General features: G+C 69.6%; 16 protein-coding genes. 6 read left to right on the top strand and 10 right to left on the bottom strand.

Annotation, left to right across the window (positions count from 1 at the left end; translation table 11 throughout):
* Window positions 1–3: 3 nt before the first annotated feature.
* Genes RIA68_08835 through RIA68_08825 form a run of 3 tightly spaced genes read right to left on the bottom strand, consistent with a single transcriptional unit; the run spans window position 4 to window position 3,237 of the window.
* A complete protein-coding gene (locus RIA68_08835) occupies window positions 4–1,578 on the bottom strand; it encodes a hypothetical protein (protein ID MEQ8317547.1) in 1,575 nt (524 codons plus the stop codon).
* Window positions 1,579–1,581: 3 nt separating this feature from the next.
* A complete protein-coding gene (locus RIA68_08830; protein ID MEQ8317546.1) occupies window positions 1,582–2,475 on the bottom strand; it encodes a menaquinone biosynthesis protein in 894 nt (297 codons plus the stop codon).
* Between the two features lie 3 nt (window positions 2,476–2,478).
* Complete coding sequence (locus tag RIA68_08825; GenBank protein ID MEQ8317545.1) at window positions 2,479–3,237, bottom strand: tyrosine-protein phosphatase; 759 nt, start codon at window positions 3,235–3,237, stop codon at window positions 2,479–2,481.
* 27 nt (window positions 3,238–3,264) lie between these two features.
* Between RIA68_08825 and recR the strand changes: the two genes are divergently transcribed.
* Window positions 3,265–3,990, top strand: a complete 726-nt coding sequence (gene recR / locus RIA68_08820; protein ID MEQ8317544.1) for a recombination mediator RecR — start codon at window positions 3,265–3,267, stop codon at window positions 3,988–3,990.
* A 215-nt stretch (window positions 3,991–4,205) separates the two neighbouring features.
* A complete protein-coding gene (locus RIA68_08815) occupies window positions 4,206–4,898 on the top strand; it encodes a hypothetical protein (GenBank protein MEQ8317543.1) in 693 nt (230 codons plus the stop codon).
* A 52-nt stretch (window positions 4,899–4,950) separates the two neighbouring features.
* Here the strand turns inward: RIA68_08815 and RIA68_08810 are convergent, their stop codons facing one another.
* Window positions 4,951–5,205 (bottom strand): hypothetical protein, encoded by a 255-nt coding sequence (locus RIA68_08810; protein ID MEQ8317542.1) that lies wholly within the window; start codon window positions 5,203–5,205, stop codon window positions 4,951–4,953.
* A gap of 70 nt (window positions 5,206–5,275) precedes the next feature.
* Here RIA68_08810 and RIA68_08805 point away from each other — a divergent pair, with 70 nt between their 5' ends.
* Entirely contained in the window at window positions 5,276–5,458 is a 183-nt protein-coding gene (locus RIA68_08805; protein MEQ8317541.1) for a hypothetical protein, read from the top strand.
* A gap of 368 nt (window positions 5,459–5,826) precedes the next feature.
* Here the strand turns inward: RIA68_08805 and RIA68_08800 are convergent, their stop codons facing one another.
* Window positions 5,827–7,515 carry a GC-type dockerin domain-anchored protein gene (locus tag RIA68_08800; GenBank protein ID MEQ8317540.1) on the bottom strand — a complete coding sequence of 563 codons (1,689 nt, stop codon included), beginning with the start codon at window positions 7,513–7,515 and terminating at the stop codon, window positions 5,827–5,829.
* Between the two features lie 382 nt (window positions 7,516–7,897).
* Between RIA68_08800 and RIA68_08795 the strand changes: the two genes are divergently transcribed.
* Window positions 7,898–9,163 carry a putative DNA modification/repair radical SAM protein gene (locus RIA68_08795; protein ID MEQ8317539.1) on the top strand — a complete coding sequence of 422 codons (1,266 nt, stop codon included), beginning with the start codon at window positions 7,898–7,900 and terminating at the stop codon, window positions 9,161–9,163.
* Window positions 9,160–10,581, top strand: a complete 1,422-nt coding sequence (locus RIA68_08790; protein MEQ8317538.1) for a UdgX family uracil-DNA binding protein — start codon at window positions 9,160–9,162, stop codon at window positions 10,579–10,581. The genes RIA68_08795 and RIA68_08790 overlap by 4 nt, the downstream gene beginning before the upstream one ends.
* On the opposite strand, the gene RIA68_08785 is transcribed toward RIA68_08790, so the two are convergent.
* Complete coding sequence (locus RIA68_08785) at window positions 10,562–11,575, bottom strand: hypothetical protein (protein ID MEQ8317537.1); 1,014 nt, start codon at window positions 11,573–11,575, stop codon at window positions 10,562–10,564. The two genes, RIA68_08790 and RIA68_08785, sit on opposite strands and share 20 nt — an antisense overlap.
* A complete protein-coding gene (locus RIA68_08780; GenBank protein MEQ8317536.1) occupies window positions 11,576–13,273 on the bottom strand; it encodes a Ppx/GppA phosphatase family protein in 1,698 nt (565 codons plus the stop codon).
* Between the two features lie 110 nt (window positions 13,274–13,383).
* On the opposite strand from RIA68_08780, the gene ffh reads away from it, so the two are divergent.
* Entirely contained in the window at window positions 13,384–14,892 is a 1,509-nt protein-coding gene (gene ffh / locus RIA68_08775) for a signal recognition particle protein (protein MEQ8317535.1), read from the top strand.
* A gap of 71 nt (window positions 14,893–14,963) precedes the next feature.
* On the opposite strand, the gene RIA68_08770 is transcribed toward ffh, so the two are convergent.
* The 3 genes from RIA68_08770 to RIA68_08760 form a co-directional block, all read right to left on the bottom strand.
* Window positions 14,964–15,296, bottom strand: coding sequence for a hypothetical protein (locus tag RIA68_08770; protein ID MEQ8317534.1), 333 nt, complete (start codon window positions 15,294–15,296; stop codon window positions 14,964–14,966).
* Between the two features lie 66 nt (window positions 15,297–15,362).
* Entirely contained in the window at window positions 15,363–16,865 is a 1,503-nt protein-coding gene (locus RIA68_08765) for an AI-2E family transporter (protein MEQ8317533.1), read from the bottom strand.
* Window positions 16,858–17,409 (bottom strand): hypothetical protein, encoded by a 552-nt coding sequence (locus RIA68_08760; protein MEQ8317532.1) that lies wholly within the window; start codon window positions 17,407–17,409, stop codon window positions 16,858–16,860. The genes RIA68_08765 and RIA68_08760 overlap by 8 nt, the downstream gene beginning before the upstream one ends.
* Window positions 17,410–17,423: the final 14 nt, after the last annotated feature.

Here is a 17,423-nt window from a genome sequence, read left to right as displayed (position 1 = left end):
ATCCTACTCGGCGGTGCTGCGGCCGGCGGCGATCGCGGCGCGGGCGGCCTCTCGCACACGCCGCGCGATCCACGGCCTGGGGACGTCGAATCGCTCGGCCAGCTCCGCCAGCGTGTGCGGCCCCTCGCCCAGCCCGAAGCGCGCCTCGAGCAGCGATCGCTGGCCGGCGTCGATCTGGTAGACGCCCGCCCGCAGCAGCCGCGGCGCCTCGAGGAAGCCCTGCCACGGGCTGACGCGGCGGGTCCAGTCGTCGGTCGTTGCCTGGGAGAACGTCCGCCGGGCGCTAGCCGAGCGCGTCTCGGGCGGGTGAGCGTCGCCGGCGGCGCGGTCGACCGCGACGGTGACGGCGGCGCTCAGGCGTCCGCCGTGGCTCGGGTCGTAGCGATGGGCGGCCTCGGCGGCGGCGGCCAGCGCGAGCTGCAGGCGCGTGGTGGCGGCGCGGACCGGCAGCGACTCGATCGGCCCGCCGAGCCTCGCCTCGACGCCCCGCAGCACGATGCCAAGCAGCGGCCGGAGCGCTTCCACGCGCAGCCGGGCGGCCCAGAGCAGGTCCGTCTCGGCCCGGTCGATCGGCTCGGCCCGAAGCTTCGCCGCCCGCTCGTGCGAGATCGTCAAGGCGGCGCGCGCGGCGAGGTAGCAGGCGTACGCCGTGATCTGCCGTTCGGCGGCGCGGTCCGGCACGCTGGCCTCGCGCATCTCCGACACCAGGTCGGCCAGCAGCGTCGGCCCGGGCGCGCCGAGGGGGGCGTGGGGCATGGCGGGCTCGTCGAGGCTGGCGGATGGCAACTCGAGGTCGCGCAGCCGAGCGAGTCGGGCCGCGTCGATGGTGCGCCGCGTCGCGCCGGCGTCGCGCCCGAGCCGCTTGGCCACGTCCGCTGGCTCGATGGACCGATCGTGCGCGCGGAGCGCGATCCGTCGTTCTCGTTCCGTCCAGGAATCGGTACCGCCGGAGCCGCGCGCGAGCAATTGCCGGATGGCCTCGTGGCTACGGCCCATCTCGTCGGCGACGGCGCGGGCCGCGGCGTTCGGCGAGTGGCCTTGTTCTCGCAGCTCGGCGACGCGGGCGAGCGCACGCTGGCGGTCTTCGCCGTCCATGCGCGTGAACGATCGAGCCCGATCGATGCCCTCGGGCCGGCGGGCCTCGAACGCCACGACGGCGCCCGGCGTGAACACGAGCTTGCGCGTCTTGCCCGACCGGACGCTGCGGGCCGGCAGCCCCTTCGCGCGATATCGGTGGATCGTCCGCTGTGCCACGTTCCACTGCTCGGAGAGCTCGCGGATGTCCAGGCAGCAGTCGGGCAAGTCGGTGTCGCGCAGGTCGGCGGTCACGCAGAGGTCTTCGATCATCGCGCACGCATCAGTCAGCGCGACGTCGCCCGTTACACGGCCGGCGACCTGCATGGCGTAGCCCGAGGCGGTGCTCAGGAACCAGCCGGCCGGTACGCTCGCGCTGGTGTCGAGGGTGCTGGCCGCGGCCTCCAATCGCTCGATGGCCCGGAGCACGACGTGCCGCGGCGCGCGGCGGAGCTCGGCGAGCGCGTCGAGCGCCGGTTGGCTGGCCGGGCTCCGCGTGCGCATGGGCTAGGCGTTCCCGGGGACGGCCTCGGGCCGCGGCAGCTCGGCGAAGGTCGGAGCCTCGCTCTCGATGATGTCGTGCCGAGCGCAGAGCTCGAAGAACTTCAGGACGGCCTCGCGCTCTCGCGCGCCCAGGTCGTACCGCAGCAGCTCGCCGATGTATCGCTGGGCCAGGTCGACCGGCCAGCGAGCCCTGGGAGCCCACTGCTGGATGAGCCAGTCGAGCCGCGTCTGGTTGTGCCGCCGCTGGCGGTCGAGCATGGCGCTGGCCAGGGCCATGCGTCGCCGGCCGGCGTCGTCCCGCAGCGCGTCGGCCCGGCACTGCCACGCCGCGTACACGAACGGCAACCCCGTCAGCTCGCGCCACGCCTCGCCCAGGTCGAGCTGGTGGGGGTAGCGCACGGCCGGCGGGCTGTGCGTGACGACCTTGTCGCCGATGAGCAGCAGGCACGCGGGCCAGCCCTCTCCATCCTGAGCGAGCCGGTCTTGCTCAATGGTCTTGCCCCCGAGCGGCACGCGCTCCTTCGCGTCGAAGGGGATCACGTCGGGCGTCACGCCGAAGCGCTCGGCCAGCAGCACGCGGGTGAGCGCGACCGACGTGTGGCTGTCGGCGTCGGCGGCGACGGTCTGCACGTGCTCCAGCGGGCCGGTCGAAAACAGCCGGACCGTCAGCGTCGGCCCATCGCAGCCGATCATGCCCGCCGGCAGGATGGCCAGTTCGGGGTCGCCCACCGCGTCGACGACCGAGGCTAGCCCCACGTCCGCCTCGCCCGCGCGCACCATCGGGGCGATGTCGGCCGGCACGGCGGGGATGAGCGTGAGCCCCTCGAGCTTCTCGAGGCCCTCGACCAGGGGCGCCGTGTTGAGGTACTGCACGCAGGCGACGCGGATGGGGTCCATCGATCAGCCTCCCTCTGGCTCGGGCTCTGATTCGGGCTCGGGCTCGGGCGTCGCGGCCGGGCGCGCCTCGAACGGCCCGGTCCGCCCGCCGTTGGTCTCCATCCGCCCGGCCCCGCCGAGGCCGTCGGCGGCCTGGTCGTACGCGATGATCTCGCCCGTGCGGTAGGCACGCTCGATGTCGGGCAGCCAGCGGTCGAGCATCTTGCGGAGGTACTCGTTGTCGTCGTGGTCGTACGCGTGGGTCTCGTCGTAGGCGCGGTCGACGTCCCAGCCGTCCACGATGACGCGGTGCAGGGCGATGAGCATGCCCGTGCGCTCGCTGCCCGCGGCGCAGTGCACCCACACCGGCTGGTTCGCCGGGTCGTTGATGAGCCGCAGCGCCGCGACGTAGTCGTTGGGGTCGCCCGTCGCGTCGCCGATCAGGCCGAAGCGGTAGCGCGTGATGCCCAATTCCTCGGCGGTCTCTTGGGCGGCGAGTTCTTCGTCGGTGCCCGGCGTGTGGGCGCCCAGGTCGATGATGGTGCGGATGCCGTGGGCCTTGACGGGCCGGGCCGTGGCGATCGGCCGCGGCTCGCCGCTGCGGTAGATCGCGCCTTCTTGGACGACGCCCCAGCGCTTGGGCCAGAAGAGCTCGTGCCCCTCGTCGACGTACCAGACGACGCCGGCCAGCAGCACGATCCACCCGAGCACGAGCGCGATCTTGCCGCGCCGTCGCTTCTTCTTGGTGGGCGCCGGGGCCTCTTCTGCGGGGGTCTCGGTCATGGCCAAGGGTAGGAATACGATTGGGAGATGCCACAGGATGCGCCCAAGGACGCAGGACCAACCCGCAGGCCCACCGGCCCCAAGCGGCCCGCGCCCACGCCCTACCCCCAGAGCGTGCAGCGGGCCATCGACGAGCTGGCCGCCCTGCCGGGCATCGGCCGCCGCACCGCCGAGCGGCTTGCGTTCTATCTGCTCAAGGGCCCGCCCGACGCGGCCAAGAGCCTCGCCCAGGCCATCGCCGAGATGCGGACGAGGTCGCAGCCCTGCCCCATCTGCGGAAACCTCGCCGACGAGCCGCCGTGCCGCGTGTGCCGGGCGGCGATGCCGGGGCCAGACGGAAACACGAGCCACGGGAGCGCGAACAGAGACGCCTCGCTCGTCCTGGTCGTCGAGCAGCCGCGCGACCTGTTCGCCATCGAGGCCAGCGGCGCCTTCGCGGGCGTCTACCACGTGCTCATGGGCCGGCTGAGCCCGCTCGAGGGCGTCGGCCCGGGCGACCTGAACATCGCCGACCTGCTCGCCCGCGTCGACGACCCAACGCGCAACGCCGGCGGCGTGCGCATCGCCGAGGTCGTGCTGGGCCTGAACCCGACGCTCGAGGGCGACGCGACGGGCCTGTTCCTCGCCGAAGAGCTCGAGAAGCGCGGCGTCCGCGTCAGCCGCCTGGCGCGCGGCCTGCCCTCGGGCGGCCAGATCGACTGGGCGAGCAAGGCGGTGCTCGAGGACGCGATCGAGGGGCGGCGGGGGTTCTAAGGAAGCGACGAAGGCACGGAGCGACGGAGCGACGAAGGGAAGAGGCCGGCGGAGGCATCGGGGATCAGGCACCAGGCAATAGGGCTGGAGCGCGTCGCTCCCTCCCCCGCCCCCGGCGGGGGAGGTGCCGAGGTCTTCCGAGGCGGAGGGGGTCTTCGGGCATTGCCGTCAATCACGACGTTGCCGATTCACCCGAGACCGCGACCATGGGTAGCATGCTCCTGCCGCACATCAGATCGAACGGAGCAACCACCATGTCAACTTTTCTGGACGCGCCCTTCGAACCCGACATCGACCGCCTTCCCCGTTGGGCTCGTGTTGCCTTCGCCGTTCGCTGCGCCCAGCGCGTCGAGCCCGTCTTCCGGTCGACATGGCCAGATGCTCCGCGCGAGCATCGTGCCATGTTGCGCAAGACGCTGACTATGGCGGCGGCGGTTGCGGCCAGTGGAGACGGGGATGCGGAGGCTTTGCGAGACTTCAGTGCGCAGTTAGGCCAAATTGCGAGCAGCACTTTTGATGCCGACGTGCCACCAACCGATCCAGGCAGCCCGCCGCGCACCGAGACCGCGTGTTGGGTCGCGGTTTCTGCCATGGAGGCCGCGGAAGCTGCCATTCACGCACTCATGGACTCCTATGACGTGGGCTTTGTTCGTCAAAGCTTCGAGCGTGCAATGGATGCGGCATCACACCGCCGCGCTGGTCTAGAAGCCGAGTGCGCGATGAAGCAAGATTTTGACGCGCTTGTCGCACGCGCGGATGCAGGGTCGTGGGATGATGACACACCGGTTGACCCCAGCCTGCTTGACGATTTGTGGCCAGAAGGAAAGCCGCCTAGGTGGCCGGGCCTTGGACAACACATGTCGAAGAAGCGGCAGCAAGAACTATCCGTGCTATCTCGCCGCTCTTAACGCACTCTCACGCCATGCGCAAGGTCTGGTCGGTAAAGCGCTCCCGTCGCAATCACTTGTCCGGATACTCAGGGTATCGCTTGCCGAACTCCGGAACCTCCGGGTACTCCGGGTGGTTGTCGCGCATGGTCGCCCAGTCCAGCGCGTTGATCACCGCGTCCCCGCTGCAGCCCAGGTACGGGCACATCTGGTACCCGTCCTCTGTCCTCCACTTCCCTCGCTCATACGTGCGCTCGCAGTGCAGGCGCAACAGGTAGGGCGAACGCACCTCTTCATCGAAGGCCTTGTCGCGGTGTGACTCTTCCATGAGCGTACTCCTTCGACCCGAGTATACCCCTACCGCACGTCCCAGCGGGACGTTCGTTGGCTGCCGGCAGTTGTGTGACGCCGCTGAGCAATCAGGCCAACGTCGTCGCCTTGCCCGCACCGGCAACCCCGGCCAGTACGCCGTGCAGTTCGGCGCGGCCAATCAGGTCAGTGGCCAGCAGGTCGAGAGCCAGCCGACCGGCGGCGGGAGCCCGGAGGGCTCGGACGGATCTGGAGATCAGCAGGCGGCGTAGAACGAGCCGTGTTGCACGTCCACCGCCCCGGCGGAGCGCCCCGAAGACGGGACGCTGGGGCGTCGTTCTTGTAGCACGGCACGTCCACCGCCCCGGCGGAGCCCTCCCGAAGACGGGACGGCTGCGCCGGGGCTCGTCTATGGAGGCTGTTTTTGAGGCGCTCGAAGACTCGCTTGCGGGCTGCGCCCGGGCGGCCGGGGGGCCGCCGCGCCTCCGCATGCGCTGTCGCCGGAAGACCGGCTCGGCGGATGCTGCGGCGCGAAGCACGGCGTGTACGGACATGCTCGGCGCGCTCCGCGCCGGGCGCCGCCCGCGCCCGGCCCCGCCGGCGAGGCGTCAAGCCAAATCCCCGCCGGCGAGGCGTCAAGCTAATCACAGCCCGCCGCGAACTCGTTCTGGAACGCCAGGAAGTCGAACAGCGTGAGCGAGCCGTCGCCGTCGAAGTCGGCCGCCAGATCGCCCGCGTCGAACGCGTTCTGGAAGGCGAGGAAGTCGAAGATGGTCAGCGCGCCGTCGCCGTCGAAGTCGGCCCGGCAGGCGACCTGGACTTCGTAGGCCCCCATGTCGACCACCGGCGAGCCGACGCCCGTATCGGGCGTGGCCGGATCGTCGACCGCACGCGCCAGGCCGGCGGCGTCGAAGGGGATCGGCTCGCTCAGGTCTCCGTCGCCGTCGAGGTCGAACGCGTCGGCGGGCAGCAGCGTCGTGTTGCCCGCGTCGATCACCGGCGAGCCGGCCACGGGCCGGTACTCGGCGTCGAGCATCGGGTCGGCGTCGATGTTGCCCGCGCCCGGGTAGCCGCCGACGATGCACGACCAAGTGGCGGTGACGGTGGCCGTGTCCACGCCCAGCCAGTCGCCGTTGTCGACCACGCAATTGCGAAGGGCCAGGTCGCCCGCCTCGGCGTACACGGCCTCGCCGTCCGCATCGCCGGTCGCGCCGGCGTTGTTCGCGAACGTCACGCCGGTCAGCGTGCCGCCATCGCGCACGGAGATCGCGGCGCCCCAGAGTGGCTCGCCGGCATACGAGGCCACGCGGTTGTTGGCGAAGACGGCGTTGGTGATGTCGACGATCCGGGCGCTGATCGCGCCGCCGCTCGCGCCGTACGAGTCGTTCCCTGCTGCATTGCCGACGAAGCGGCCGCCGACGATGGTGACGTCGCCGGCCGAGATCGCGCCGCCGCGGCCGGTGCTCTCGCGGCCCGAGGCGCTGTTGTTGATGAAGTCCGTGTTGATGGAGATGACGCGGCTGGCCGCCACGCCGCCGCCGCTGCCCGTGCCGCCCAGGCTGTTGCCGCGCACCGTGCTGTCGATGAGGGTCACCGTCGACTCCGAGGCGCCGATGGCCGCGCCGTTGCCGCCGCTGTAGCCGCCCGCGCGATTGTCCTCGATCAGGCAACGCTCGAACACGAGGCCGCTGCCGCGCGCGTAGATGCCGCCGCCCGTGCCCCGGCCGCCGTGGCCGCTGCACACCTCGTCGTAGGCAGAGTTGTTTCGGATCACGCAGTCGGTAAATCGCAATTCGCCGCCGGTGGTATAGAACGCGCCGCCGTAGCCGCTCGAGAAGCAGCCCATGTTTCCGGTGGTATTGCCGGAGAAGACGCAGTTGTCAAACCAGAGGTCGGCGCCGTTGACGCGGATGGCGCCGCCGTTGACCCCGCTGAACTCCGTGACCGTCAGGTCTTCGAGCCGCGTGCCCGAAGCGCCCGCCCCGAAGTCCATCGCATGGATAACGCGGATGTACGGATCGGACGGGCCCTCGATGACCACGTCGGCCGGGTCGCCGGTCTCGCCGCGCAGCGTGAAGGCGACGCCGGGCATCTGCAACGCCTCGTTTCCCGCGCCCGAGTAGACGCCCGGCGCGAGCACGACCGTGTCGCCGGCGGTGACCGCGTCGAGCGCGGCCTGGATGGTGGGGTACTGGCTGGGGACCAGCAGGTCATCGGCGAGCGCGGTGCTGCCCAGCGCGGTCAGCGCCGCGACGGCGAGTACGGTGCCGGCCGTGCGGCGACTGGGGTTGCGTGTGGTGCCAAGGCTCGAGTAACGAGTAACGCGCATGAAGGTCCTCCCTTGCGTGCCGGGAGGCTGGTGGCTTGCTTCAGCGCCGGCCCGGATGGTCCGCCGTCGGACCGATTCGAATTCGGAGAAGGGCCCATCCCCACCCCCGCACGAGCCCCACGATTCGGGCAAGCCCCGGGCTCATGAGGGTGTACGGCCTCGCGTGGGCAGAGTTTCTACCGGGATTCCCGTCCGTGTTGCCGCCTTCAACGCCGATCGGACCTCGGAAGGAATGAGGCGGGGTCGAGTCGCCACGCTGCGAGCAGCCCGACCGTGAAGATTCGGTTTATCGATTGCACAGGCATACTCGTCGTGCCAGAGTCGCCTTCAAACTTCCCCTACACCACCCGAACGACACCGGACGAGCACCTACCATGCCTCCATGGACCTTGCCCGCAAGCTGGCCATCCTGGCCGACGCCGCCAAGTATGACGCCTCGTGCGCGAGCAGCGGGGCGAAGCGGTCCAACGGCGGCATGGGAAAGGCCAAGGGCCTGGGCGACACCGACGGGGTGGGGATCTGCCACAGCTACACGCCCGACGGCCGGTGCGTGAGCCTGCTGAAGCTCTTGCTCACCAACTGGTGCGTCTACGACTGCCGCTTCTGCGTGAACCGGGTGACGAGCGACACGCCGCGGGCGCGGTTCACCGTCGACGAGGTCGTGTTCCTGACCATCGAGTTCTACAAGCGGAACTACATCGAGGGGCTGTTCCTCAGCTCGGGCATCATCCAGAGCCCCGACTACACGATGGAGCAACTGGCGGAGGTCGCCCGGCGGCTGCGGCAGGACGAGCAATTCTTCGGCTACGTGCACCTCAAGGCCGTGCCGGGGGCGAGCGAGGAGCTGCTCGAGAAGGCCGGTCGCTACGCCGACCGCATGAGCGCCAACGTCGAGCTGCCCACCGACGCCGACCTCAAGAAGCTCGCGCCCGAGAAGAGCATGCGGGCGGTCGACCTGACGATGAGCGCCCTGCGCGACCGCCACGCCGAGGCCAAGCAGGAGCGGAAGAAGTCCAGGAGCGCGCCGCGGTTCATGCCCGCCGGCCAGAGCACGCAGATGGTGGTGGGGGCGTCGGCCTCGACCGACCGCGACATCCTGACGACCGCGTCGAACCTGTACGCCGGCCAGCGGCTCAAGCGCGTCTACTACTCGGCGTACAGCCCGGTCCTGGGCGCCGACGGCGACCTGCCCGCGATGACCCCGCCGCTCATCCGCGAGCACCGGCTGTACCAGGCCGACTGGCTCGTGCGGTTCTACGGCTTCGACGCCGGCGAGCTGACGACGGCCGACGCCCCCGACCTGAGCCTGGAGCACGACCCGAAGCTGTCGTGGGCCCTGCGGCACCCGGCGTTCTTCCCCGTCGACGTCAACACGGCGCCCAAGCGCGACCTCTTGCGAGTCCCCGGCTTCGGCACGCGGACGGTCGGGCGGATCCTGAAGCTGAGGAAGCGGAGAAGGGTCCGCGAGGCCGACCTGCGGGCGATGCGGACGCCGATGAACCGGGCCGGCCCGTTCATCCGCGTGCCGGGCGGCGAGGTGATCAGGGAGAAGCCCGAGCTGCTGGTGCAGCGGTTCAAGCCGAGCGACCAGCAGATGCGGCTGTTCACGCGGCGGCTCACCGTCGACCAGCTGGAGCAGACGGCGTGATCGTCGTGAGCGTGGGGGTGAGCGTGGGGGTGGGCGTCGAGCACGACTTCGAGGCCTGGTGCGCGCGGGCCCGCACGCTGCTGCACCGCCGCGTGCCTCCCGATGAGGTCGCGTGGCGCGATGCTGCGGGGGGCGGGTCGCTGTTCGGCGATGATGGTGAGCGGGTCGACGATGCGCCGGCCGTGCGATTGCCCAAGGCCTTCCTCGATCGTGCCAGGGTCGTCGCCTGCCACCGCGACGAGCAGCGGTGGAACGTGCTGTACCGCCTCGTCTGGCGCATCGGCGTCGAGGGCGACCGCGGCCTGCTCGACGACGCGGCCGACCCGGACGTGCGCCCGTTCGAGGTCATGCACAAGCAGGTCCGCTTCGACGCGCACAAGGCCAAGGCGTTCGTGCGGTTCCGGAAGGTCGAGGGGGAAGGCGGCGAGCGGTATATCTCCTGGCATCGGCCCGAGCACCGCGTGCTGCCGCTGGTGGGCCCCTTCTTCGCCCGCCGCTTCGGCGTGATGCGCTGGACCATCTTCACGCCCCACCAGAGCGCCGACTGGGACGGCCGGAGCCTGACCTATGGCCCGGGCGTCGACCGCGACCCGTTAGATGCCCGTGATGGGATGGAAGAGCTGTGGAAGACCTACTATCGCAACATCTTCAACCCTGCCCGCATCAAGACGAACGCCATGCTCAAGGAGATGCCGCGGCGGTACTGGTCGACCATGCCCGAGACGGGCATCATCGATGAGCTGTTGCGCGAGGCGCCTGAGCGCGTGAAGACCATGATGGCGCGGCAGAAGGACGAGAACCCGGGGGCCGAGGCGTTCCTGCCGCCCAAGGGCCACCGCTCGCTGCCCCAGCTCAGGAGCGCGGCGAGGCAGTGCGCGGGCTGCGAGCTCTGCGACGTCGGCACGCAGACCGTCTTCGGCGAAGGGCCGGCGGACGCGCGGCTGATGTTCGTCGGCGAACAACCGGGCGACGAGGAGGACGTGGCCGGCCGCCCCTTCGTCGGCCCGGCCGGTCGGTTGTTCGACGAGGCGCTCGCGGCCGCGGGCATCGATCGCTCGACCGTGTACGTGACCAACTCGGTCAAGCACTTCCGCCACGAAGCGCGGGGGAAGCGCCGCATCCACATGAAGCCGACGGTCTCGCAGGTGCGGGCCTGCCTGCCCTGGCTGCGCGGCGAGATCGAGCAGGTCTCGCCGCGGGTCATCGTCGCACTCGGCGCGACGGCGGGACAGGCCCTGCTCGGGCGAACCTATCGCGTGACGCAACAGCGCGGCGAGCTGATCGACAGCGAGCAGTGGGGTGCCATCATCCTGGGCACCATCCACCCCTCGGCCATCCTGCGCATGCCCGACCAGGCGACGCGTGACGAGGCGTTCGAGCAATTCGTGCTCGATCTCATCAAAGCGGCCGAGGCGTGAGACGTCGGCTCTCGGCGTCGCGCTGCACGAACCAGACTGCGCCGATCACCTCGCGTCCCGACCGGCGAGCGGTCGCGAGGCTGGGCGCGTTCTCGCCCATGATGGTGCCGAACATCGGGAGCGAGGCGTTCGCCCCGTCGTCGGCGACGAGCGTGCGGGCGAGCTCACGCTGCGCGGCGGCCGCGGATCGCCGGCCGGCCGCCCACCCGGCGACGCACTCCTCGACCACGAGGTACCCGTCCATTGCATGGAAGTCGATCCGCTGGATGCACAGCAATCCCGCGGGGGTGCCCGGCTCGTCCCGGAGAAACCAGTGCAGCACGCGTCCCTCGTTCGCGCACGCCTCGATCTCGTCGCGGCCGGAGGGACGGATGACTTGTTGGAGGGCCGCGTTACGATCTTGGAACGCGTCGTAACTGTCGGCTTCGAACTCCATGGCGTCGTCGACCGTCGCGTCCCGCAGCACGACCGACGGCAACTCGGTTGCAGGTGCTCGTTCCAGCATCTCGCCGATGGTTGCGCCGATCAGAGCCTGGTCGACCTCGGCGACCCAGCCGGGCGGCAGCGGTAGAGGCGTACTGCCGGCGACGGGTATCCGCACCATCGGCGGCTCGAACGCCGGGTACGCTGCCATCGCCGCGGTGGCGGTTTCTGCGAGACGATCGCCCGTCCACGCATGTGCATCCGTCGTGGCCACGAGATCGACGAACGGTCGATTCCCATCGCCCCCGTAGTGCCGGATGCCACAGAGCGTTCGCGCTCCGGCGGCGTCGATGACGACGTTCAAGAAGTCGCGCGGCGCGCCAACCAAGAGGTTCGTCGCACGGTTGACGGCGACCTTGCGATCGTTGCACCAGGAGAGCTGCTGGTCGATCCACGTTGCTCGCGCCGCTCGGAGCTCGTCCATGGGCCGCCATCGCCGCACCGCATCGGGCAGCATGGCCAAGTCTGCGTCGAGCATGGCATCCCGCAGGTGCGCTCGCTTGTCGGCCACCTAGCCCACCTCGAACTCGCACCGCAGGTTGAATGCGGTCCGGAAGAGCTCGCACTTGCGCTGGGCGCCCCAGAGGTCGGTGCTGACGTCGCTGGGCGATTCGACGGTGAAGACGGCGGCGTTCGGGTATTCGCAGCCGTCGCGGGCCTCGATCTTGACCGTGACGCGCTCGACGACCTGCGTGTGCGTGCGGTCGAGCCCGTCGGCAACCCTCAAGATGCCCGCCAGGCGACGCACGATCTTGCGGTCGTGGTTGTCCATCGCGGCGTACGGCTCGTGGCTGTTCTTGGGGTGGCTGCGGCGGTGGTAGCGGGCGATGTTGGCGATCAGCTCGCGCTCCCTGGGCGTGAAGCCGTCGAGCTCGCCGTTGGCGATGATGTAGTAGCTGTGCTTGTGGTGCTTGCTGTGGTTTACCAGGTAGCCGATGTCGTGCAAGACGCCGGCCGCCTCGAGCACGGCCCGGCCCTCGTCGTCCATCGCCGTCTCGTGGTCGAGCGCGAGCGGGTGGCTGGGGTGCTTCTTGCCCAGCTCCTTGGCGACGGCTGGGAGCTGCTGCTGGAGCTCGTCGAAGATCTCGAGGGCGAGCTGCGTCACGTGCTCGCTGTGGGCCTCGTGGTAGCGGCACTTGCGGGCGAAGCGGCGGACGCTCTCGGCCCGGCTGCCCAGCGAGATGCGCGTGGGCGTCGTGGCCGGCGGGGCGCCGCGGCCGCGCGTGGCGGCGGTATGGCCCTCGAGCATCGAGAGCATGAGCCCGTCGCGGATGCCCCGGTCGTGGACGACGAGCTCGTCGACCTTGAGGGCCTTCATCAGCGCCTCGACGATGGCGGCGCCGGGCAGGATGATGTCGTAGCGGTCCTTGTTCAGCCCTGCGACCGACTCGCCCTTCTCGAGCGCGGCCCGCAGCCTGGTGAGCGTCTTGGTGACCTGCTCGCGGGTCAGGCGGTGGCCCTGTACGCTATCGGCGCTGACTCCTTCCTTGGCCATCTGGATCGACGCCAGGGCGCCATACGTGCCACCGGTTCCAAACAGCACCTTGGCCTTGAGCGGCATCTTGCCGATCGCCGTCTCGATGGCGCCCTTGAGGTACTGGCGCATCTCGTCGAAGGCCTTGGGCTCGCTGGCGCCCGCCCCGCCGAACATGTCGGCGACGCGCACCGCCCCGAGCTTGAGCCCGACGACCTTCTCGACCGCGCCGCCGCGGCTGAAGACGACCTCGGTCGAGCCGCCGCCGATGTCGGCGACGGCGAACGGCAGCTTGGTGACGTCGAACGCGGCCGCCACGCTCTTGTGGGCCAGGCGGCCCTCGTCCTCGTGGCCGATGACCTCGGTCCGCAGGTTGCTCAGCCGCTGCACGCCGCTCACGAACTCGTGCCCGTTGCTGGCCTCGCGGACGGCGCTGGTGGCGATGACCCGGACCTCGGCCACGCCGTAGCCCAGGGCGATCTGCTTCATCCGCTCGACGGCGTCGATGGCCTCTTCCATGCGGTCGGGGGCGATCAGGCCCGTCTCGGCCATGCCGTGGCCCAGGCGCGGGCTGACCTTCTCCTCGTCCAGCACGCGGTAGCCGCCCTCCTCGTCGCGCTCGGCGATGAGCAGGCGGATGGAGTTGGTGCCCACGTCGATGGCGGCCAGGCGTAGCGGTCGCTCGACGGCGGCGGGGTTCGCGGCGGCGGTGGGGGAAGAGGGCGTGCTGTCCATCCGGGCAAACGGTAGGACGGGCGCACCGGCCGGTGCCCTCTACAATCTCCACCGCTCGCTCCACCGCTCGCCGTTCCCGAAGATCTCGAAGGGCCGCCCGAAGGACACCCATGCTCGAACGACTCACCGAAGGCTTCCAGTCCGCGCTCCGCAACCTTTCCGGCCAGGGGTCGATCTCCGAGAAGAACGTCCGCGACGCGATGGCCCAGGTCCGCGAGAGCCTGCTCGAGGCCGATGTCGCGCTCGAGGTCGTCGAGAAGTTCACCGGCGAGGTCGTGCAGGACGCCTTGGGCAAGCGGGTCACCGAGAGCGTCAAGCCCGGCGAAGAGATGATCAAGATCGTCCACGACCGCCTGGTCGAGCTGCTGGGCGGCGAGCCGGGCAAGGCCAGCGACCCGGGCATCCACACCGTGAGCCCCGGACCGACGGTCATCATGATGTGCGGCCTGCAGGGCAGCGGCAAGACGACGACGTGCGGCAAGATCGCCGCGTGGCTGCGCAAGAAGGACCTGTCGAGCACCCTCGTCGCCGCCGACCTGCAGCGGCCCGCCGCCGTCGAGCAGTTGCAAACCGTGGCGGCCCAGGCTGGTGACTTGCCCGGCAGCGCCCCCGTGCAGTTCCACGGCGAGCTCGACCAGATCGGTGCGTACGGCGAGCGCGTGGGCGTGGCGGTCGACGTGTGCAAACGCGGGCTCAAGCAGGCCCGGGCCAACGCCAGCGACGTGGCGATCCTCGACACCGCCGGCCGCCTGCACGTCAACGACGACCTGATGGGCGAGCTCAAGAAGGTCAAGGCCGCGTGCAACCCGCACTACATCTTCCTGGTGGTCGACAGCATGACCGGCCAGGACGCGGTGCGCAGCGCGAAGGCCTTCCACGAGCAGCTCGGCATCGACGGCGTGATCCTCACCAAGTTCGACAGCGACACACGCGGCGGCGCGGCGCTGAGCGTGCGAGAAGTCACCGGCGCGCCCGTCCGCTTCGTGGGCACGGGCGAGGGCCTGAACGCGCTGGAGCCCTTCCACCCCGAGCGCTTCGCGGGGCGCATCCTGGGCATGGGCGACGTGGTGAGCCTCGTCGAGAAGGCCCAGCAGGAGGTCACCGAGGAGGAAGCCGAGAAGCTGCAGAACAAGATGATGCGCGGCGAGCTGGGCATGGACGACTTCCTCAAGCAGCTCAAGACCATCCGTCGTTTGGGGCCCATGAAGCAGGTGCTCGGCATGCTCCCCGGCGTGGGCAGCGCGCTCAAGGACGTGAACATCGACGACAAAGAACTCGACCGGGTCGAAGCTCAGATCCAGTCGATGACCGAGCAGGAGCGTAAGAAGCCCAAGCTCATCGACAACTCCCGCAAGCGTCGCATCGCCAAGGGCGCAGGCGTCGATCAGGCGACGGTGGGCAAGCTCGTCAAGCAGTTCAACACCATCAACCAGCTCACCAAGGGCATGGGCGACATGAGCGCCCGCAGCAAGATGAGCACCATGACCCACATGGCCCAGAGCGCCGGCGGGCAGGCCGACGCCGCAGCGGCAGCCGCCATGATGCCCTCGATCGCCCGCCGCAAGAGCACCAAGGGCGGCAAGCCCAAGGGCTTCAAGCAGCGGAAGAAGCGGAAGTAGGCAGAGATGGCGCACGCCGATGGACAAGCCCGGCACCTTGGTGCCAAGGCTGATCTTGACCGGCGTCGCAGCTAGTCGCGAACCTTATCGAGCATCGCCAGCACGATGATGCCGCAGATGAGCGAGATGAGGTTCCCCGCGAGGATCGTGCAGATCTCCAGGATGCCAAGGAGTTGCGTCCGGCTGCGCTTGGGGCCGTAGGGCGGCTTGCCTAGCGCGTTGAAGTGCATGATCTCGAAGACCGCCAGGATCACCAGCGGGACGCTGAGCACCAGGCCGATGCACGTCCACGCCCAGCCGACGGCCGACAGGATGTTGAAGATGGCCGAGACGAGGATCGCGGTACGGACCGCGCTCGGATCCGAAGTTGCGGGACCCGGCTGGGCTGGCGGAACCTGGCTCATGTTGTTTCCCCCGGTGGAACGAACGAGTTGCCGAGCACGTGGATGCTCAAGCGAGATCGGCCAACCCTATCGCTTCAGCGGTAGAAAATCCTTCTCTTCGCCCCGGAGCCACGCGTTGAACCTCGGCCAGAACACCTCGCGCAGCAGGATCTTGACGCACGCCGCCACGGGGATGGCCAGCAAGAGGCCGTAGATGCCTGCAAGTATGCCGCCCGCCAGCGAGGCGAACAGGATCGTGGGCGTGTCCATGTTGGTTGCCTTGCCCTGGATGGCCGGCGTCAGCAGGTAGTCGTCGACGGCCTGGCCCGCGAAGTAGATCGCCACCGGCGCCGCCAGCGTCCACCACCAGGTCTGCTGGAAGGCGAACCACCCGCTGTTGTCGATGGCCAGCGCGATGATCGTCATCGGGATGCCCAGGAGCGCGACGTACGGCACGATGCTCAGGATGCCGACCAGCGGTCCGAAGATCAGCGGGGCCGGCACGCCGATGAGCCAGTACAGGATCGTGAAGATCACGCTCTGGATGATCGCGATCGTGATGCGCCCGCGGACGAACCCGGCGACCACACGGTCCATCTGCCGCAGCAGGTCGACGATCTGGTCGCGATAGCGGTGCGGCAAGACCTCGTAGCCGAAGCCGCGCACGTGGGCGTACCCGGTCGAGAGGAAGTAGAAGAAGAAGCCGGTCAGGAAGAGTCCGAAGAGCAGCATGCCCAGCGTGGTGACCGTCGCCAGGCCGGTCGCCAGCGTGATGCGCCCGCCCTCGACCGCGGCATCGGTCATGCGGGCCGCGTTGCCGCGCACGATGCCGAGGGCCCAATCGGAGAGCTGGGCGACGGTGTCGACCGGACCGTCGACCTCGTCGCCAGTACCGGTCGTGGTGACAGTGCGCCGCGCATAGCCGTACACCACCGGCTTCAGCACGTCGGGCAGCCCGTCGAACGCTCGCTCGGCCTTGAGACTCGCGGCCGTGTTCAGTCGTGTCTCAACGAGGGCCGGCGAATCTTGTTCCGGTTCATCATCGATTCCATCGGGCGGGGCCGGCGGCCCTTCCTCGAATTCGGGCGCTGGCTCGACGGAAAAGAACGCGATCGTCTGCTCTTCCCGGTCGTAGCGGGGCAGCACGTTGTCTTCGTGGTCCTTGACGTACGTGCTGACGGTCGTGATGCGGTCCACGCTGTCGACGACCGTTTGCGCGAAGCTGACGCCCTGCACGACCGCGAACGCCGTCGCGAGCGCCGCCGGCACCGCCACGAACACGACGACCGCCACCAGAATGCCCGACACCGCGCCCTGACGCGTGAAGTGCTTTGACTTCTCGAGCCGGCACACGACGGGCTCGAGCAGGTACGCCAGCAGCAATGCCAGCAGCAGCGGCACCGTCACCGTTCGCAGCACGTACCCGAGGTAGAGCACGCCGAAGACGGACAGCAACAGCAGCACGTCGCGGATCGGCTGTATCTGCCACAGGTGCCGCGAGTACCACGGCTGCTTGTTGAGTGGTTGCGCCGATTCGTCCGGCGCTGGGTCCGGCTCTTCGCGGGCCGGTGCGGCGGGGCGCTTAGCCAACCCCGCCCGCCCCTTCGACGTCGGGGGCAGCGGCGTTGGGGCCGCGACTCGTGCGATCGAGCGGGCCGTCGAAGGCCTCTTCGAACTCGTACACGCCGCGGAAGTCGTCGAGCGAATCGTCCTCGCTGGTACGGAGCAGCCCGGTATCGACCATCGCATAGACGATCTTGCCGAAGTCCTCGGTGCTGCGCACGCCCCAGCCCCGGAGGACCGTGTGCGCGAGCAGGCCGTACTTCTCGACCGCGAGCGAGCGAAGGCCCAGGCAAAGCTCCTGCCCGCTCACGTGCCGGCTCTGGACTGCGGCGATCTCGTCCAACTCGTCCTGATCGATGCCCGCGATTTCGCTGAGCAGCGTCAGGTCGAGGTCGGCTTCGGCTTGCTCGTGGGCGGCCTGCTCGGAAGCCTCGTCGGAAGACGGACCGGGCAGTTCGTCGCCCCGGCCCTTCTCCAGCGTGTGCTGCAGGCCCTCTTGCACGAAGCGAAACGCCTCGGGCGAAAAGGGCGCCAGGGTCCGCATCCGCTGCCAGTCGATGAGCTCGTCCATACCTATCCAAACGT

It is taken from the genome of Phycisphaerales bacterium, from assembly GCA_040217175.1.
Taxonomy (GTDB): Bacteria; Planctomycetota; Phycisphaerae; order Phycisphaerales; family UBA1924; genus JAHCJI01.
The sequence above is the reverse complement of the archived record's forward strand: the minus strand, read 5'-3'. Positions and strand labels throughout refer to the sequence as shown.

Coding starts and splice junctions, on each gene's coding strand:
- RIA68_08780 (MEQ8317536.1), bottom strand. CDS start 13,273: ATGGACAGCACGCCCTCTTCCCCCACCGCCGCCGCGAACCCCGCCGCC.
- RIA68_08810 (MEQ8317542.1), bottom strand. CDS start 5,205: ATGGAAGAGTCACACCGCGACAAGGCCTTCGATGAAGAGGTGCGTTCG.
- RIA68_08815 (MEQ8317543.1), top strand. CDS start 4,206: ATGCTCCTGCCGCACATCAGATCGAACGGAGCAACCACCATGTCAACT.
- RIA68_08835 (MEQ8317547.1), bottom strand. CDS start 1,578: ATGCGCACGCGGAGCCCGGCCAGCCAACCGGCGCTCGACGCGCTCGCC.
- RIA68_08800 (MEQ8317540.1), bottom strand. CDS start 7,515: ATGCGCGTTACTCGTTACTCGAGCCTTGGCACCACACGCAACCCCAGT.
- RIA68_08825 (MEQ8317545.1), bottom strand. CDS start 3,237: ATGACCGAGACCCCCGCAGAAGAGGCCCCGGCGCCCACCAAGAAGAAG.
- RIA68_08760 (MEQ8317532.1), bottom strand. CDS start 17,409: ATGGACGAGCTCATCGACTGGCAGCGGATGCGGACCCTGGCGCCCTTT.
- recR (MEQ8317544.1), top strand. CDS start 3,265: ATGCCACAGGATGCGCCCAAGGACGCAGGACCAACCCGCAGGCCCACC.
- RIA68_08830 (MEQ8317546.1), bottom strand. CDS start 2,475: ATGGACCCCATCCGCGTCGCCTGCGTGCAGTACCTCAACACGGCGCCC.
- RIA68_08795 (MEQ8317539.1), top strand. CDS start 7,898: ATGGACCTTGCCCGCAAGCTGGCCATCCTGGCCGACGCCGCCAAGTAT.
- RIA68_08770 (MEQ8317534.1), bottom strand. CDS start 15,296: ATGAGCCAGGTTCCGCCAGCCCAGCCGGGTCCCGCAACTTCGGATCCG.
- ffh (MEQ8317535.1), top strand. CDS start 13,384: ATGCTCGAACGACTCACCGAAGGCTTCCAGTCCGCGCTCCGCAACCTT.